Origin of the sequence: Kitasatospora sp. NPDC056731, assembly GCF_040687675.1 — a bacterium.
GTDB lineage: Bacteria > Actinomycetota > Actinomycetes > Streptomycetales > Streptomycetaceae > Kitasatospora.
Genome location: NZ_JBFBNR010000031.1, coordinates 64,427 through 81,476 on the forward strand (window position 1 = coordinate 64,427; position 17,050 = coordinate 81,476).

Annotated in this window: 13 protein-coding genes; 4 read left to right on the forward strand and 9 right to left on the reverse strand. The window is 73.8% G+C overall.

The window, feature by feature from the left end; translation table 11 throughout:
• Nucleotides 1-47: 47 nt before the first annotated feature.
• Complete coding sequence (locus AB0R04_RS27355) at nucleotides 48-2,168, forward strand: HEAT repeat domain-containing protein (protein ID WP_363375788.1); 2,121 nt, start codon at nucleotides 48-50, stop codon at nucleotides 2,166-2,168.
• Between the two features lie 63 nt (nucleotides 2,169-2,231).
• Here the strand turns inward: AB0R04_RS27355 and AB0R04_RS27360 are convergent, their stop codons facing one another.
• On the reverse strand, nucleotides 2,232-4,601 hold the full coding sequence (locus AB0R04_RS27360) for a lamin tail domain-containing protein (protein WP_363375789.1): 2,370 nt from the start codon (nucleotides 4,599-4,601) through the stop codon (nucleotides 2,232-2,234).
• 304 nt (nucleotides 4,602-4,905) lie between these two features.
• Between AB0R04_RS27360 and AB0R04_RS27365 the strand changes: the two genes are divergently transcribed.
• Entirely contained in the window at nucleotides 4,906-6,357 is a 1,452-nt protein-coding gene (locus tag AB0R04_RS27365) for a WGR domain-containing protein (RefSeq protein ID WP_363375792.1), read from the forward strand.
• A gap of 51 nt (nucleotides 6,358-6,408) precedes the next feature.
• Here AB0R04_RS27365 and AB0R04_RS27370 read toward each other — a convergent pair whose 3' ends face one another.
• The 3 genes from AB0R04_RS27370 to AB0R04_RS27380 all read right to left on the reverse strand — a co-directional run bounded on the left by AB0R04_RS27370 (nucleotide 6,409) and on the right by AB0R04_RS27380 (nucleotide 8,799).
• Nucleotides 6,409-7,416, reverse strand: coding sequence for an NADP-dependent oxidoreductase (locus AB0R04_RS27370; protein ID WP_208869027.1), 1,008 nt, complete (start codon nucleotides 7,414-7,416; stop codon nucleotides 6,409-6,411).
• A gap of 94 nt (nucleotides 7,417-7,510) precedes the next feature.
• Nucleotides 7,511-7,951, reverse strand: coding sequence for a nucleoside deaminase (locus AB0R04_RS27375; RefSeq protein ID WP_363375794.1), 441 nt, complete (start codon nucleotides 7,949-7,951; stop codon nucleotides 7,511-7,513).
• The gene (locus AB0R04_RS27380; protein WP_363375795.1) at nucleotides 7,948-8,799 is read right to left on the reverse strand and encodes a TIGR03619 family F420-dependent LLM class oxidoreductase; all 852 of its coding nucleotides are present in this window, start codon (nucleotides 8,797-8,799) and stop codon (nucleotides 7,948-7,950) included. The genes AB0R04_RS27375 and AB0R04_RS27380 overlap by 4 nt, the downstream gene beginning before the upstream one ends.
• 93 nt (nucleotides 8,800-8,892) lie before the next feature.
• Between AB0R04_RS27380 and AB0R04_RS27385 the strand changes: the two genes are divergently transcribed.
• A complete protein-coding gene (locus AB0R04_RS27385; protein WP_363375796.1) occupies nucleotides 8,893-9,339 on the forward strand; it encodes an Lrp/AsnC family transcriptional regulator in 447 nt (148 codons plus the stop codon).
• 130 nt (nucleotides 9,340-9,469) lie between these two features.
• On the opposite strand, the gene AB0R04_RS27390 is transcribed toward AB0R04_RS27385, so the two are convergent.
• From AB0R04_RS27390 to AB0R04_RS27400, 3 genes are all read right to left on the reverse strand, one after another.
• The gene (locus AB0R04_RS27390) at nucleotides 9,470-10,507 is read right to left on the reverse strand and encodes an LLM class flavin-dependent oxidoreductase (protein ID WP_363375798.1); all 1,038 of its coding nucleotides are present in this window, start codon (nucleotides 10,505-10,507) and stop codon (nucleotides 9,470-9,472) included.
• Nucleotides 10,508-10,717: 210 nt separating this feature from the next.
• Entirely contained in the window at nucleotides 10,718-11,107 is a 390-nt protein-coding gene (locus AB0R04_RS27395; RefSeq protein WP_063345914.1) for an SCO5389 family protein, read from the reverse strand.
• An 81-nt stretch (nucleotides 11,108-11,188) separates the two neighbouring features.
• Entirely contained in the window at nucleotides 11,189-12,727 is a 1,539-nt protein-coding gene (locus AB0R04_RS27400) for an MFS transporter (RefSeq protein ID WP_363375801.1), read from the reverse strand.
• Nucleotides 12,728-12,931: 204 nt separating this feature from the next.
• Between AB0R04_RS27400 and AB0R04_RS27405 the strand changes: the two genes are divergently transcribed.
• Entirely contained in the window at nucleotides 12,932-13,687 is a 756-nt protein-coding gene (locus tag AB0R04_RS27405) for a class I SAM-dependent methyltransferase (RefSeq protein ID WP_363375804.1), read from the forward strand.
• Between the two features lie 130 nt (nucleotides 13,688-13,817).
• On the opposite strand, the gene AB0R04_RS27410 is transcribed toward AB0R04_RS27405, so the two are convergent.
• Entirely contained in the window at nucleotides 13,818-15,056 is a 1,239-nt protein-coding gene (locus AB0R04_RS27410) for a hypothetical protein (protein ID WP_363375806.1), read from the reverse strand.
• 191 nt (nucleotides 15,057-15,247) lie between these two features.
• Nucleotides 15,248-17,029 carry a glycoside hydrolase family 15 protein gene (locus AB0R04_RS27415; protein ID WP_363375809.1) on the reverse strand — a complete coding sequence of 594 codons (1,782 nt, stop codon included), beginning with the start codon at nucleotides 17,027-17,029 and terminating at the stop codon, nucleotides 15,248-15,250.
• Nucleotides 17,030-17,050 lie beyond the last annotated feature (21 nt).

Below are 17,050 nucleotides of genomic sequence, written 5' to 3' on the forward strand. Positions count from 1 at the left end.
CGCCGGGACGCATGAGCGCTGTCGGTGGCGGCTGCGATGATCCGCCCATGGACCTCGCCCACGCCCTCGACGGACTCGACGCCCACCCCTGGGCGTCCGTGTCGCACGCCTACGGACCCGCCGAAGACCTGCCCGGCCTGCTGCGCGCGCTCGCCGCCGGCGGCGAGCAGGCCGACGAGGCGCTCGCCGAGCTCTACTCGTGCATCCTCCACCAGGGCTCGGTGTACACCGCCAGCGCGGACGCCGTCCCCTATCTGGCCCGGATCGCGGCGGCCGGCTGCGGGACGGTCGAAGTCCTGGGCCTGCTCGGCGGGTTGGCCGAGAGCGAGGGCGAGTGGGACGGGGAGCGGGGTGACGGCGGGGAGGGCCCGCCCGCTCCCGTCCGGGCTGCCGTCGTCGGCCAACTCCCGCTGCTGCTGCCGCTGCTGGCGGACGGCAGCGCCGGCGTCCGGCAGGCCGCCGCCTGGGCCGTCGGCCAGACCAGGGCCGTCGAGCCCGCCCTGTCCGCGCTGCGCCGCCGCTGGGCGAGCGAGACCGACCCCATTGTCCGCGGTGAACTGCTCACCGCCCTCGGCCGGTTGGACCGGTCCGGGGCCGCCGCCGAGGCCGGGCCGCTGCTGGGCGAGGACACGCCGGCGCCGCTGCGCCTGGCCGCCGTCCTCGCCGGGTTGGACGCGGGCGAGCCGTGGACGGGCGCCCACCACGCCGCCGTCCTCGCCCTGCTGCCCGCCGACCCGGTCGCCGTCGACCGGTACGACCTGGACCGCCGGGAGCCGTTGCGCGTGATCACCGAGGAGCTGCTGCTGCGCGAGACGCCCGCCGACCGCGACGCCGCCTACGCCCTGCTCGACCGGGCCCTGCGCGACGAGCGCCCCGAGGTGCGGGCCGAGGCCGTCTGGGCGGCCGACCACGCCTGCCAGCTGTCCCGCAGCGCGCCCCGGCGGCTGCTCCCAGCGCTCGCCCAGCTCGTCGCCGACCCCGACGTGGTGCACCTGCTCGGCAACCTCGGCCCGGCCGCCGCCGAGGCCGCCCCGGGGCTGGCCGCCCGGGCCGCGCAGGCCGAGGACGGGCCCGCCGACGAGGCCCTGGCCGCGCTCGTCCTGGTCGCACCACGGACGGCGGCCCCGCTGCTCGCCCGTGCGCTGGGCCGGCGTCCGCGCGCGCTGGAGGCCGCCGCCGGCCAGCGGGCCCCCGCCGACGCGCCGTTCCCCTTCGACCCCGAGCTGCTCGCCGCCGTCCGCGCCCGGCTGACGGCCGAGCAGCTCGGCGGCAACGAGCACCACCAGCTGTTCCGCCTGGTGCGCCAGTGGGGCCGCGCGGCCGCCCCGGCCCTGCCCGAGCTGTGCGCGGTGCTGCCGCACCGCCCGGAGGCGGCGGCCGCCGTCGCGGCCGTCGCGGTGGACGGCCCGGCGGCGGAGCGTGACCGCGCCGCCGCAGCGCTGCGGGAGGTGCCCGGTTCCGTCGCGGCGGCCCGGGCGCTGTACGACCTCACCGGCGATCCCGAGGCGCTGCTCGGGGCACTCGCCGACCGGCTCGCGGCCGGCCCGTACGCGGTCGCCGAGGCCGCCCGGGCCGCCGCCGACCTGGGCCCCGGGGCCCTCCCGCTGGCCCCCGCCCTGCGCGCCGCGCTCAGCGCCGGAGGCGTGCCCGACACCTCTCCGGTGCTGGAGGCCGACCTGGCGGTGGCCGACGCGCTGTGGCGGATCACCGGGGACGCGGCCGAGGTCGTCCCGATCCTGGACGGCGTCCTGCGGCGCGCCGATGACGGGGCGTGGTTCGACCGGACGGCGGTCCGCGCGGCCCGCGTCGCCGCCCTCCTGGGGCCGGCCGCCCGCCCGCTCACCGCCAGGCTCGACGGGCTGCTCGCCGACCGGGTGAAGGCCCCGGCCGCCGTGCTGGCCCTCCTCGCGGTGGCCGACGGCGCCGCCCTCGACCGAGGCCGCCTGGTCGAGGCCGCCCTGCGCGCGGCCGAGACCGGGTCGGACCTCCGGGGCGCGGGCGAGGCCCTGGCGGCCCTGGGCGCCACCGCCCTGGACGACGGTCAGCGCCGCCGCCTCGCCGACGTCGCCGGGCGCGACCGCCGGATCGTCGGGGGCAGCTTCGCGGGCGCCGGAATCCGCGACGACGAGGCCCTGCGCGCCCTGCTGGCCGCCGTGGCCGGAGGCTGAACGGCGAACGCGGTGCCGGCCTCCCCGCCCGGGGTGAGGCCGGCACCGCGCCGGTGTCGTGCGTCAGGGCAGCGGGATCCGCACGACCTGCGGGTCGTGGTCGCTCAGCTGGGTGCTGAACTCGCTGTTGATATGCACGATGTCGTAGCTGTACGGCTTCGCCGCCAGCGCGCCGGAGATGAGGATGTGGTCCAGCACCTGGGAGTTGCCCTCGTACACGTAGGTGTAGCGCTCGGGCAGCGGCAGGGTGCGCGGCAGGTCGGTCAGGGAGCCGCCGGCGGTGAGGATGTCGGCGGTCTGCGAGAACTCGAAGTCGTTGAGGTCGCCGAGCACGATGACCGCCGCGTTCGGGTCCACCGCCAGGATCTGGTCGGTGAAGCTCTTCACCGCCGTCGCCTGGTTGTGGCGCTGGGTCTCGGACGGGTGCGCGGGCGGCTGGTAGCGGCCGAACAGGGGCTGGTCCCCGCCCTTGGAGTTGAAGTGGTTGGCGATCACGAAGACCGGCTTGCCGTTCCAGCGGAACTCGCCGGCGAGCGGCTTGCGGCTGGAGTTGAACGCCGTGTTGGTCGGGTCGATCCGGCCGGGGGAGTAGGCGAGTTGGGGCGTGCCGCCGTTGTTGACCACCGAGTCGGCGGTGGTGGAGCCGGCGCCGGGGCGGTCGGTGAAGCTCAGGCCGCGGTCGGTGCGGAACAGGAACACCTGGCGGATGTTGCCGCCGGGCTGGCCGCCGTCCTGGCCGTCCACCGGGTCGATCTGGCGGTAGGAGTAGGCCGGGCCGCCGGCCGCCGAGATGGCGGCGGTGAGCTTGGCGAGGGTCTGGTCGGGGGCGGTGGTGCCGTCGTCGGTGGGGCCGCTGTTGTCCTGGATCTCCTCCAGGGCGACGAGGTCGGGCGCGCGCAGGTTGGTGACGATGCCCGCCGCGAGGCCGTCGAACTTGCTCTGCGGGTCGGCGGGGGAGAGGTTCTCCACGTTGAAGGTGGCGGCGGCGAGCTGGCCGGCCGTCGGGGCGGCGGTGACCTCGGGGGCGAGGTTGCCGGAGGTGACCGCCGGGGTCGCGGTGACCTGGAGCTTGAAGTTGCCGAAGGAGTAGTCGAGCACGCCGACGGTCGCGCCGGTCAGGGTGTCGCCGACGTTGGCGGCCGGGGTGGGCGCGAGCGCGTTCGCCAGGGTCACCCGCTCCGGGTTGCCGTCGTTCGCCTGGAGCAGGATGCCGCCCCGGTTGGTGCGGGTGGTGCTGCCCTGGGGCACGACGGGGAGGTCGCCGTACTTGTTGCTGGGGCCGACCACGGCCGCGTTGTCGATCTCGACCCGCATGCCCTCCAGCGAGGCCCAGAAGTCGATGCCGTCGGTGGCGGGTTGGTAGTTCCCGGCGGTCTCGACGTCCCCGCCGGTGACGCTGGAGATCACCGCCGCGGGGGGCACCCGCCCGCCGGGGCCGACCAGGGCGGGCGCGGGCAGCGGCGCGTTGTGGGCGAGCACCGTGACGCTGGGCGCGGTGAGTTCGGTGATCGACAGGTTGGTGGTGCCGCCGCTGCCGCCGGGGCGGTACTGGCTGACGGTGGCGCTCACCGTGACGGAGTCGCCGACGGCGACGGTGGGCGCGCCGGCGGTGTAGACGTAGACGCCCTCGCTGGTGCCGGGGTCGTTGTCGGGCTGCGGGTCCTGGTACCAGAAGCCGTTGGGCCCGACGGCGGTGACCACGCCGGGCACCGCGCTCACGGCGCTGCCGGCGAGCGGGGAGGTGCGGGCCGCGCCCTGGATGTCGTGTATTCGGGCGCCGGTGGTGGTGCCGCCGCCGGTGGAGGCGGAGTTGCGCGGCGTCGGGGCGCCGATGGTGAAGTCCGCCGCGTTGTTGTCGGTGTCGGTGGCGCCGCCGCCGACGCGCAGGGCGGCGGTGGCGTTGGACAGGTTGCCGGTCGGCGAGCCCTCGGCGGAGCTGGCGCTCGATCCGTAGCCGACCAGGTCCTTCACCCCGGGCTGCGTCGCGCAGCCCGAACCGCAGGTCAGCGCTGTGCCGTTGGTGACCAGCGCGACCTTGCCGGAGGTCGCGGCCAGGTTGAGGGTCCCGGTGGCGTCCGGCGTCGGCAGCGCCGCGCCCGTCCCGGCCCCGGCGGCCTCCTGCACCAGGAGGAAACGCCCCGGCGCGATCGTGCCGGACAGGGTGGTCCGGCCCCAGGACGTGCCGCCCGCCGAGGCGTACTGCACCGTCCAGCCGGTGACGGACACCGGCGCGGTGCCGCGGTTGTACAGCTCGATGAAGTCGTTGGCGTACGGGGCACCGGAGTTGCCGCCCCCGCCGTACACCTGGCTGATCACCACGTCGGGTGACGCCGCCTGGGCGACGCCGCCGGGCAGCGCCAGCAGCGCCCCCACCACGGCTGCGGCGGACGCCCCCGCCATCGCTCTGCGCCGGACTCGCTGGGTACTCCGCATGAGCTTCCTCCTGACGGCCGCTCGGGCTGGTGGCCCGGCGGTCTGAGCACGGACAAGAAAGTTCGGGCGCTGCGGTTCTAGCAACGCCACCCGATCCCTACCGTGCGCGGCGGGCGACGACCAGATGTACGGCGGAAGAATGGTTCGTGGGGCGACAAGTGGGAGGCGAGGTTCCGGGAGGGCCCAGCGGGACGCGCTGTCAGTGCCGCGCCTTAGGTTGGGGGTTGTCGGTGAGCGGGGCCGCGAACAGGCCCCGCCCCGCCTCCCGTCTCCGTTGCCCGAAAACCCGAAAGGGGACTTCGTCGTGTCCGTCGCCGTGGAAGAGCAGGTCACCTACCTCGAACTGTCCGAGGAGGAGGGGAGCGCGCACAAGTTCTACGAGGTGCGGCTCGCCGGCAGTACGGTGACGGTCCGGTACGGGCGGATCGGCGAGGAGGGGCAGGCCAAGTCGACCAGCTTCCCGAGCGCCGAGAAGGCCGCCGCGTCGGCGGCCAAGAAGATCGGCGAGAAGGTCCGCAAGGGCTACGCGCCGGCCGTCCAGGGCGTGCGCCAGCGTCGGGCGGTGACCAGGCGGCAGCTCGTCAGCACCCGTTCGACGGCGAACCAGGCGCCGCTGCTGTGGCGGTTCCGCTCCGGCTCGCCGGCCTTCGGCGTCTTCGTCGGCGAGGAGCACGCCTGGGTCGGCAACGAGCGCGGCGACGTCTACACCCTCACCCACGACGGCGAGGTCACCGCCCGGTTCGGCCTGCCGGACGGCGTCAAGTGCATCGTCGCCGACGACTGGTGGATCTACGCGGGCTGCGACGACGGCAAGGTGTACGACCTGGGCGGCAAGGTCCCCCGGGTGGCGTACGAGATAGCCGAGGACGTGGACATCTTCTGGCTCGACATCCACGACGGCGTCCTCGGCGTCGCCGACGAACGCGGCGGGCTGACCACCGTCGACCACGAGGACGAGTTCCAGTGGCGCCGCAAGGCCGAGGGCCGCTCCGGCTGGATGGTGCGCTGCGACGCGGACGGCGTCTACCACGGCCACTCGCGCGGCGTCGCCCGCTACGCGGCGCGCGGCGGCGACCAGCTGTGGCACACCGTAACCAAGGGCGAGGTGCTGTTCGGCTGGCAGGAGGCCGACGAGGTGTTCGCCGGCACCGGGCGCGGCTGGGTGCACCGGCTGCGCAAGTCCGACGGCTCCGAGGTCGCCGCCTACCGCTGCGACGCCGCCGTGTTCTCCTGCGCGGCCTCCCCGGACGGCGAGTACGTCTTCGCCGGGGACAACCACTCCTCGGTGTACTGCTTCGCCGCCGACGGCACCCGGTTGTGGAAGCTCGCCACCGGCTGCGGCTCCGCGTACAGCATGCAGTACCGGGACGGCCGGCTCTACCTGGTGACCACGGACGGCTCGCTCGCCTGCCTGGACGCGAGCGAGCAGGCCGTCCGGGCGGCCGAGGGCGGGACCCTGCCGGCCACCGCCGAGGTGCGCAACGCGGGCTGGGAGGCGGTGCGGCCGGGCACGGCCCTGGAGACGGTGGTCACCGGCACCGGCGGCCTGCCCGGCGGCGGGATCGAGGTCGAGTGCGTGCAGGACGGCGCCCGGCTGCGGGTGCGGGTGGTGTCGGCGGGCTTCGACCCGGGCCGGCGGGTGCAGTTCCCGAAGGACGTCCGGGTCGCGGGGGCGCGGTACCTGGTCGCCGAGGTGCGGGAGTCCGCCTCGGGCGGCTTCTACCGGGCGCGCGGCGAGATCAAGCGCCTGCTCTGAACGCCCCCGGTGCGGCGGCGGACATCCCGTCGCCGCCGCACCGGGCCGGGATCAGCTCAGCCGCAGCACCAGCTTGCCGGTGTTCTCCCCGCGGAAGAGCATCCCGAGGACGGTCGGGAAGTCGTCCACCGTCCCCTCCACCACGTGCTCCTTGACCTTGATCCGGCCGTCCGCGATCCAGCCCGCGAGCTCCCGGGCCGCCTCCGGGTAGCGGGGCGCGTAGTCGAACACCACGAAGCCCTCCATCCGGGCCCGCCGCACCAGCAGTGACAGGTAGTTGGACGGGCCCTGCACGGCGGTCTCGTTGTTGTACTGGCTGATCGCCCCGCAGAGCACCACCCGGGCGTGCATCGCGAGCCGGGTGAGCGCGGCGTCCAGGACGTCCCCGCCGACGTTGTCGAAGTACACGTCGATGCCGTCGGGCGCGTGGTCGCGCAGCGCCTTGCGGAGGTCCTCGGAGTGGTAGTCGATCGCCGCGTCGAAGCCCAGTTCCCCGGTGAGCAGCGCGCACTTCTCGGGGCCGCCCGCGATGCCGACCACCCGGCAGCCCTTGATCCTGGCGATCTGCCCGACCAGGCTGCCGACGGCCCCGGCGGCGCCGGAGACCACCACGGTCTCGCCCTCCTTGAGCGCCCCGACGTCCAGCAGCCCGAAGTAGGCGGTCATCCCGGGCATGCCGAGCGCGCCGAGGTACGTCGACAGCGGCGCGAGCGCGGGGTCGACCTTCAGCGCGCCCTTGCCGTCCGAGACCACGTACTCCTGGACGCCGAAGCTGCCGACCACGTGGTCGCCGACGCGGAACTTCGGGTGGTCGGACTCGACGACCTCGACCACGGACCCGGCCCGCATCACCTCGCCCAGCCCGACCGGCGGCAGGTAGGAGGGCCGGTCGTCCAGCCACCCGCGCATCGCCGGGTCCAGCGACACGTACCGCGTCCGCCCCACGAACTCCCCGGGCCCGGCCGCCCCCACCGGCTCCGACCCGTGTGCCCAGTCCTCCGCCCGCACCTCCCCGACCGGCCGACGGGCGAGGCGGATCTGACGGTTGGTCGCGGTCATGACGTCTCCTGGGGGCGCGCGCGGGCCTGCACTGGAGGCCCGAGTCTAAGCAAGCGCTTAGTCATCTGACCAGTGCCCGCCCGGCGCGTCGACGTCAGCAGCCTGGCCGGTAGTAGGCGTCGAGGGGTGCGCGCGCCTCGTCGAACAGGGCCGGGCCGTCCTGGGCCACCGTCGGCCAGGCGCCCGACTGCGGGTTGAGCTCGACGAGTTGCTCGGTGGAGAGCGCGAAGACCACCCGGCCGAGGCCGGAGCGGACGATGCCGCCGGTGCACATGCCGCAGGGCTGGCAGCTGGTGTAGAGGGTGGTGCGGGCGGCCAGGTCCGGGTCGAGTTCGCGGGCCGCCCAGCGGGCGAGCTTCAGCTCCGGGTGGGCCGTGATGTCGTCGTCGCGCCGCACCGTGTTGTGCGCCTCGGCGAGGATCGCGCCGTCCGGGCCGGCCAGCAGGGAGCCGTACGGTGCGTCGCCCAGGGCGACCGCCCGGGCCGCGAGGGCGACGGCGCGCCGCAGGAGGGTTTCGTCGGCCAGGGTGATCACGGTCGTGCCTTCCAGTGGGTGGCCACGGTGGTGAGCGCCTGCCAGGCCGCGCGGGGCCGACGGGTCTCCTCCGGATCGCCGTGGTAGGGGTCGAGGACGACGGTGTCCGCGCCGAGCAGCCGCAGCTGGTCGAGGTCGTCGAGGACCTGCTCGACGGTGCCGACCCCGGCGGGCCGCTCGGGATCGTCGACCGGCGCCTCGGTGATCCGCAGGGCGATGCGGGGGGAGAACCCCGGCAGCGAGTGCTCCGCCAGGATGGAGCGCATCAGGGGCAGGGGGAGCCGCAGCGGGTGCCAGGCGTCGCCGAACCTGACCGCGCGCCGGATCGCCGCCGCGCTGTGGCCGCCGATCCAGACGGGCGGCGGGGCGGCGTGGCCCCCGATCCCCGTCTCCTGAGACTCCGGAGCCTCTGGAGTCTCCGGACGCCAGGCGTCCCGCAGCGCGCCCAGGTACTCGTCGGTCAGCCGGCCGCGCGCGGCGAACGGCACGCCGAGCGCGTCGAACTCCTGCCGCGCCCAGCCGACGCCCACCCCGAGGACGAACCGGCCGCCGCTGAGCCGGCTGAGGTTGGCGGCCAGCCGGGCCGTCAGCAGCGGGTGCCGGTAGGGCAGGATCAGCACGCTCGTGCCCAGCCGCAGGTCCGTGGTGAGACCGGCCAGCCAGGACAGCGTGGTGAACGGCTCGTAGAACGGCTCCGGGTACCGCACGGCCACGTCCGAGGTGATGGTCACATGGTCCGACAGCATGAGGAGGTCGAAGCCGAGCCCCTCCGAGGTCCGCGCCCATTCGCGCAGCACGCCGGGGTCCGTCCCGGGCCCGAAGTTCGGTACGTTGACGCCAAGTTGCATGGACCGAGGCTATCCCGGTGATCATGGCCGACGGAACCGAACCATCCCGGCGATCACAGCCCTCTGCCGTGGTTCTACCGGTAGAATCGCACAATGGCCGTGAATCTCGACGACGTCGACTGGCAGATCATCGGACAGCTGCAACGGGAGGCCCGGATCTCCCTCAGCGAGCTGGGGCGGCGGGTGAACCTCAGCTCGTCCGCCACCACGGAACGGGTGCGGAACCTGGAGGCGCTGGGCGTCATCACCGGCTACCACGCCGTGGTCGACCTGGCCAAGGTCGGCTACCCCGTGCTCGCCGTCGTCCGGCTGAAGTACCCGGGCAACCGGCACGAGCCGCTGCGCCGGCTGCTCGCCGAGCGGCGGGAGCTCCTGGAGTGCCTGCGCACCACCGGCGACGACTGCTACACCCTCAAGGTCGCCGCGACCTCCATGGAGCATCTGGAGACGCTCGTGGACGAGCTGGCCGGCTTCGGCAGCACGACCACGAGCGTCGTCTACAGCCAGACGCTGCCCACCCGCGGCCCCGACCGGCCCTGAGCCGCAGCGCCCCCGCCGCGCCCTGCTCCGCCCCCGCCGCGCCCTGCTCCGCCCCCGCCGCGCCCTGCTCCGCACCCGCTGCGCGCGGGGTCGCCCGGCCGCGCGCGGCGAGGCGCGGCCGGTCGCCGGGTCAGCCGTGCCCGGCCGAGGGCTGCCAGCCGAGGGCGGGGCCGAGGCGGGTGGCGAGGTCGGTGAGGATCTGCACGTAGTCCTGGTGGTCGAAGGTGAAGGGCAGGGCGAAGGCGACCTCGTCGACCTCCTGGTAGCCGGCGTGGGCGTGCAGCCGCTCGGCGATCTCCTCGGCCGGGCCGACCAGGTCGGGCGCGAACACCATCCGGGCCGGGCCCTGCGGGGCGAGGGTGCGCGGGGTGCGGGCGAGGGCGTACGCCTGGTACTTGGCGCGCTGTTCGGGGCTGGCGCCGTCGGTGGGGATGACGACGAGGCCCTGGGAGACGCGGGCGCGCTCGCCGTCGGGGTGGTGGGCGCGGAAGGCGCGGATCTGGGTGCGCTGGATCTCGGCGAAGTCCTCGGACTCCCCGGGCTCCCCGGCCTTGACGATGCTGCTGGTGAGCAGGTTGAGCCCGTGCTCGCCGGCCCAGCGGGCGGAGCGCAGGCTGCCGGCGCCGTACCAGAGCCGGGAGGCGAGGCCGGGGGAGTGCGGCTGGACCCGGCGGGAGTACACCTCGATGCCCTCGGTGCCGGCGAAGTCGGAGGCGGGTTCGCCGCGGACGAGGCCGAGGAGGCGCTCGGCGCGGCCGGTCCCGAAGTCCTCGTGCTCGCCGGTGTCGGGGTAGAGCGCGCCGCGGACCCGGTCGTAGTGGGTGGGCGGGCCGACGCTGAAGCCGGGGTTGAGGCGGCCGCCGGACAGGATGTCGACGGTGGCGAGGTCCTCGGCGAGGCGCAGCGGGTTCTCCCAGCCGAGCGGGGTGACGGCGGTGCCGAGGTGGATGCGGCTGGTGCGCTGGGAGGCGGCGGCGAGGACGGCGACGGGGGAGGAGATCCCGTACTGGAGGTGGCGGTGGCGCAGCCAGGCGCTGTCGAAGCCGAGCTGCTCGCCGAGGGTGATGAGGTCGAGGGTGGACTCGTGGCCCCGGCGCGGGTCGGTCTCGTCGAACAGTCCGATGGTCAGGAAGCCGAGTTTCCGCAGTGGTTGTGGGGTCGGCGGCATGGTGGGTGGCTCCGGGTGGTGTGAGGCGGCCCCGGGAGGGCCGGGCGGGTGGTGCCCGTCGAACGTACGCAGGCGGCTCGCGTCCCCACAAGATCGGCGCGGGATCGGACATCGGCGCGCAACACGGCGCAATCCCGCCTCAATACCGACCCGGTACGGGGCGCGGCGGGCCCCCTCCCCCGGGCGGGGCCCGCCGCGCGTCCGGGAGGGTCAGCAGCTGCGCAGCTCCGGGCTCTGGTTGCGGATCTGGTTGTGCAGCGAGGTGAACTCGCGGTAGGCGTCGCCGTCCTCGGTGCCGGGGCGGAAGGCGCCGACGCGGTGGCAGTTGACGAAGGCGAGCTTGACGCCGAAGTGGTCCTCCAGGCTGCCGCGGATGGCGTTGCTGGCGAGCGCGCGCAGCAGCTGGGCGCGCTCCTCGTCGGTGGGCGTGGTGTTGTCGGTGGTGAACTCGTCCTCGGTTGCGCTGAGTTCGGTGCTGAGCCCGGCGACGACCTGGTAGGCGTAGGGGAGGGAGGCGCGCACGGTGTCGAGGAAGTCGGCCTGGTTGACCCGGCCGTGCTCGGCCTGGGCGAGGAGGGCGGGGGAGACGTCGAGCGACATGGGTGTCCTCTTTCGCGGAGTCTGGTTATCGAAGATGAAAACCATTGCAAGATGGACTGTCGGCGATGTCCGGACGCCCTGTCAAGTGCCGTCCCCCGAAGGGCTGACGGGCGGCGCCTCCCGGTCGGCCCTGATGACGAACAGGGCGATCAGCGCCGCGAGCACGGCGAAGGCCAGGCCCATGTCGAACGCCCTGGAGATGCCGTGCGCCAGCACCTCGGAGGAGTACGGCGCCGGCAGCTTTCCGGTGGCCCGGAACCGGGCCGCCTGCTCCGGGGTGGCCTGCCGCAGGAACGCGCCGACCTGCCGGCCGGCCTCGGTGCGGCCGGCCGCGCCGTAGACCGTGACCAGGATCGACAGCCCCAGCGAGCCGCCCACCTGCTGGGTGGTGTTGAGCATGCCGGTGGCCGCGCCGGTCTCGTGCGGGGCGACCCGGGAGACCACCGTCAGCGTGGCCGGGACGAAGATCGAGCCCATCCCGAGGCCGAACAGCAGGGTCGGGCCGAGGACCCCGGTCAGGTAGCCGCTGTGGGCGTCGAGCCGGGTGGACCAGAACGCCCCGCCCGCCACCAGCAGCGAGCCCACCACCAGGAACGGCCTGCGCCCGTACCGCAGCTGGTTGCGGGCGGCGAACTGGGCGGCGACGACGCTCGCGGCACTGATCGGCAGGAAGGCGAGGCCGGCCCGCAGCGGGCTGAACCCGAGGACGTCCTGCACGAACAGGGTCATGAAGAAGAAGATGCTGAACATGGTCGCGGCCACGCAGAGCAGCAGCCCGTAGGCGCCGGAGCGGTTGCGGTCGCGGAACAGGTGCAGCGGGGTGATCGGTTGCGGCGCCCGCCGTTCGTGGAACAGGAAGGCCGCCAGCAGCAGCGCGGCGAGGCTGAACGAGGTGAGCGTCACGGAGTCGGTCCAGCCGTGGTCGGAGGCCCGGATGAAGCCGAAGACCAGCGAGACCATGCCCGCGGTGGCGGCGAACGCGCCGGTCAGGTCGAAGCGTCCGGGGTGCCGTTCGGACTCGTTGATGTAGAGCGGCGCCAGCAGCGCGATCGCGATGCCGATCGGCACGTTGACGAACAGCACCCACCGCCAGGACAGCCAGGAGGTCAGTATCCCGCCGGCGAGCAGGCCGACGGCGCCGCCCGCCCCCGCGACGGCCGAGTACACGCCGAAGGCGCGGTTGCGGGCCGGGCCCTCCGGGAAGTTGGTCGCGATCAGGGCGAGCGCGGTCGGCGAGGCGATCGCCGCGCCCAGGCCCTGGAGTGCGCGTGCGGCCAGCAGCCAGCCGGAGGACTGCGCGACGCCGCCGAGCAGTGAGGCGAGGCTGAAGATCAGGACCCCGGCGACGAACACGCGCCGGCGCCCGAGGATGTCGCCCATCCGCCCGCCCAGCAGCAGGAGCCCGCCGAAGGTGAGGGTGTAGGCGTTGACGACCCAGGACAGGTCGGTGGTGTTGAACCTCAGCGCCTGCTGGATGTGCGGCAGGGCGATGTTCACGATCGTGACGTCGAGGACCACCATGAGCTGGGTGGCCGCGATGACGGTGAGGGCTGTCCCCGGGTGCTGGCCGCGTCGTGCGGGTGCGGGCGGCGCCGGGGCCAGGGCGCGCGAGGTGACCATGGCAGGTCCCCCAATGGCTCGGGAGCGAACGACGGTGAGGGGCGGGTCCGTCCACTGACACCGGCAGTATCCCCGAGGTATAGGGAACACAATCGTTCATTACCGACAAGCGGCTGATTCCGGACCCACGCCACTCCTCCGGGCGCGGTGCGGCGGCGGAAAACCCGGGGCACGGCCCGCCGCGGTCGTGTCAGGATGCTCGGCATGTCTGCTCGTGCACTGAGCTTCGGCGCGATCGCCGAAGCCTACGAACGTTTCCGGCCGGGGTACCCCGACGAACTCTTCGACACGGTGGCGGCGTACGCGGGCCGTCCGGTGCGGACCGCCCTGGAGATCGGTGCGGGCACCGGCAAGGCGACCAGGCTGTTCGCCGGGCGCGGGGTCGACGTCACGGCGACGGAGCCCGACGCGGCCATGCTCGCCGAACTGCGCAGGACGGCGCCCCCGAACGTGCGGACCGTCCGGGCCGCGTTCGAGGACCTGCGGCCGGGCGGGACGTACGACCTGGTCTACGCGGCGGCGGCCCTGCACTGGACGCGCCCGGAGGGCCGGTGGTCGCGGGTGGCCGAACTGCTGGAGCCGGAGGGCGTGTTCGCCAACTTCGGCGGGCCGTTCCAGCTGGCCGACCCGGCCGTCGAGGAGGCCGTGCGGGCGGCCCGGGCGCCGTTCCTGGAGAGCGACGACGTCCCGTCCCCGGACGGGACCGCTCCCGAGGAGGAACTGCAGTGGCCGGGTACGGAGTTGGAACGGTCCCGGCTGTTCCGCGACGTCCGGCAGTCCGTCATCCGGCGGCGCCTGCTGGTGAGCGCCCCGTACTACCTCGGTCACCTGTCGACCGTCTCGGCGTACCTCCAACTGCCGCCGCCGAGGCGGCGGGAGGCCTTCGAGGCGATCGCGCGGGTGCTGCCCGAGACGGTCGAGGTCGCGGCCGACCTCACCGTCCATCTCGCGCGCCGGTGATCCGGGCGGTCAGGACGCAGCCCCGCGCGCCGGTGATCCGGGCGGTCAGGGCACCGGCTGTGACGTCGAACAGCGGCGCCCGGCCCGCCGCTGTCGCGGCCGGCCGGGCGCCGTGGGGGAGAGCCGGGGATCAGCCCTCCTGGGCGAGGCTCTTCATGTCCTCGTAGCCCATGCCGAGCTTGCTGAACATTTCCTGCTGCGCCAGGGGCAGGCCGAGGGCCTTCAGCTCCTCGGCCTGGGCGGGGGTCAGCGGCTTGCCGGGGGTGAGCGCCGGGGTGCCCGGGGTGCCCGGGGCGGTGCCGCCCTTGCCCCCGCTGGTGGCGCCGGAGGTGAGGAGGGTGAGCATGGCGCTCTGGATGTCGTCGCTGGTCAGCGTGACGGCGTCGGCGGGGGCCTCGACGGTCGGGGCGTTCTGGTTGAAGGCGAGCTTCACCGGGAAGTTGACGCCCGGTGCGGCCTTCGCCTCCAGCTGGGCGAGGTCGAAGGTGGCGGCGGAGAGCTTGCCGTCCTTCAGGTAGAGGTCGGCGCCGACCTTGTCCTCGCGCACGGTGCTCGGGACGGAGGTGGGGAGCTTCCCGAACTGCTGGGGGAACTTGGCGGCCAGCGGCTTGACGGCCTTCAGCAGTTCGTCGGCCAGCTGGCGGCCCGGGGCGCTCATCCAGATGTGCTCGGCGCCGTCCTTCTTGCCCTTGTCCTCGAAGGTGACGGTGCGGGACAGGACGTCCTTGAGGGAGTTGGTCAGCTGCTTGGCCGACTCCGGGTCCAGCGAGGGCTGTCCGCTCGGGGTGCTCGGGGTGGCCTTGGCGCCGTCGAACTTCTTGGTCTCGTCGGCGAGCTTCTGCAGGTCGAAGGAGACCCACTTGCCGGCCAGCACGTCCTTGACCGGCTTCAGCTCGGCGGGCAGGTCGCTGCTGATGGCGTCGACCTGCGACGGGTCCTCGCCGACCAGCTTCACCAGGCCCTTGGCGTCGGCGCGCAGGAACGCCTTGGCGTCGACCTGGCGGTACTCCAGCAGCGCGGTGCCCTTCCGGTCGGAGAGCACGTAGGACAGGCGCACCGACTTGTCGAGCGTCAGGTCCTTGTCGGCGCCGTTGCTTTGCGCGTTCTTGAAGGTGTCGAGGTCCTTCAGGGGCTTGTCGGCGGACACCGCGACGGAGAAGTTCAGCCCGGACACGGCGTCGGCGCTCTTCGGGTCGACCTTGTCGCCGGTGGCCGCACCGAAGGCGATGATCTGCTCGGGCGTGGCGTCCACGGAGAACGTGAGGCCGGCGGCCTTGCCCTCGCCGACCTTGGTGAAGGCCTTGGACACCTTCTGCGCGGCGGACAGCTGCTCGACGGTGCCGCAGGCGGCCAGGCCGGCGGCGAGCACGGATGCGGTGACGGCGACGGGAACGGTTCCGCGCGCGGCCCGGCGAATGGCGGTGTTGATGGTACGTCTCCTGTGTAACGGGGCCTGACCACATGGTCAGACCGGTCCCTCCCCGGTGGCGTCAAGCGCCACAGTGCTTACACATTTGATCACATCATCAACAAGGGGGTGGCCGATTATTTCGGACCGACTCAGCCCCGGCCGAGGCGCAGTGCGGTGTCGATCAATGGCACATGGCTGAAGGCCTGCGGGAAGTTGCCGACCTGGCGCTTGAGCCGCGGGTCCCACTCCTCCGCCAGGAGCCCGAGGTCGTTGCGGATGGACAGCAGCTTGTCGAACAGCTGGTGCGCCTCGTCCGTCCGGCCGATCATCGCCAGGGCGTCGGCCAGCCAGAACGAGCAGGCCAGGAAGGCGCCTTCGTCGCCCGGCAGGCCGTCCACCCCGCCGCTCGTGGGGTAGCGCAGCACGAAGCCGTCCTCGGTGGACAGTTCGCGCTGGATCGCCTCGACGGTGCCGATGACGCGCTTGTCGTCCGGCGGCAGGAAGCCGACCTGGGGGATGAGCAGCAGCGAGGCGTCGAGTTCTTGCGAGCCGTAGGACTGGGTGAAGGTGTTGCGGTCCGGGTCGTAGCCGTGGGTGCAGACGTCCTCGTGGATGGTGTCGCGCAGGGCGCGCCAGCGCTCCAGTGGTCCCTCGCAGTCGGTCTGCTCCAGCAGTTGGACCGTTCGGTCGACGGCGACCCAGGCCATCACCTTGGAGTGGACGAAGTGCCGGCGCGGGCCGCGGACCTCCCAGATGCCCTCGTCCGGCTCCTGCCAGTGCTGCTCCAGCCAGGAGATCAGCCGCAGTTGCAGCAGGTGGGCGTGGTCGTTGCGGGCCAGGCCGGTGTGCTGGGCGAGGTGCAGGGCCTCGACGACCTCGCCGTAGACGTCGAGTTGGAGCTGCCCGGCGGCGCCGTTGCCGATCCGGACGGGGCGGGAGCCCTCGTAGCCGGGCAGCCAGTCGAGTTCGGTCTCCACCAGCTCCCGTTCGCCGGCGATGCCGTACATGATCTGGAGGTTCTCCGGGTCGCCGGCGACGGCGCGCAGGAGCCACTCGCGCCAGGCCTTGGCCTCGTCGCGGTAGCCGGTGCGCAGCAGCGAGGAGAGCGTGATGGTGGCGTCGCGTAGCCAGGTGTAGCGGTAGTCCCAGTTGCGGACGCCGCCGATGTCCTCGGGCAGTGAGGTGGTGGGGGCGGCGACGATGCCGCCGGTGGGGGCGTAGGTGAGGCCCTTGAGGGTGATCAGGGAGCGGATCACGGCCTCGCGGTAGGGGCCCTGGTAGGTGCACTGGGCGGCCCAGTCGCGCCAGAACTCCTCGGTGGCGGCGAGTGCCTGCTCGGCGTCCGGCCGGTCGGGGGCGCCGAGGTGGGAGGCCTGCCAGGTCAGCGCGAAGGCGATCCGCTCGCCGGCGGTGACGGTGAAGTCGGCGTAGGTGGTGAGGTCGCGGCCGTAGGTCTCGGATTCGCCGTCCAGCCACACCGAGTCGGGCCCGGCCACGGCGACGGTGCGGTGGCCGCCTCCGGCCTGCTCGACCCGGTGCACCCAGGGCACGATGCGCCCGTACGAGAAGCGCATCCGCACCGCCGAGCGCATCCGGACGGTGCCGGCGACGCCCTCGACGATCCGGATCAGCTGCGGGGCCGCCGTGCCGCGCGGCGGCATGAAGTCGATCACCCGGACGGTGCCCCCGGCGGTGTCCCACTCCTGTTCCAGGACCAGCGAGTCGCCCCGGTAGCGCCGCCGGTGGGCGGGCGGGGCGTCACCGGGGGCGATCCGCCAGAAGCCGTGCTCGTCCGTGCCCAGCAGGCCGGCGAAGACGGCCGGGGAGTCGAAGCGGGGCAGGCACAGCCAGTCGACGGCGCCGTCCCTGCCGACCAGGGCGGCGGTCTGCATGTCGCCGATCAGCGCGTAGTCCTCGATACGGGCGGGCACGTGGTTCTCCAAGAAGGGTTC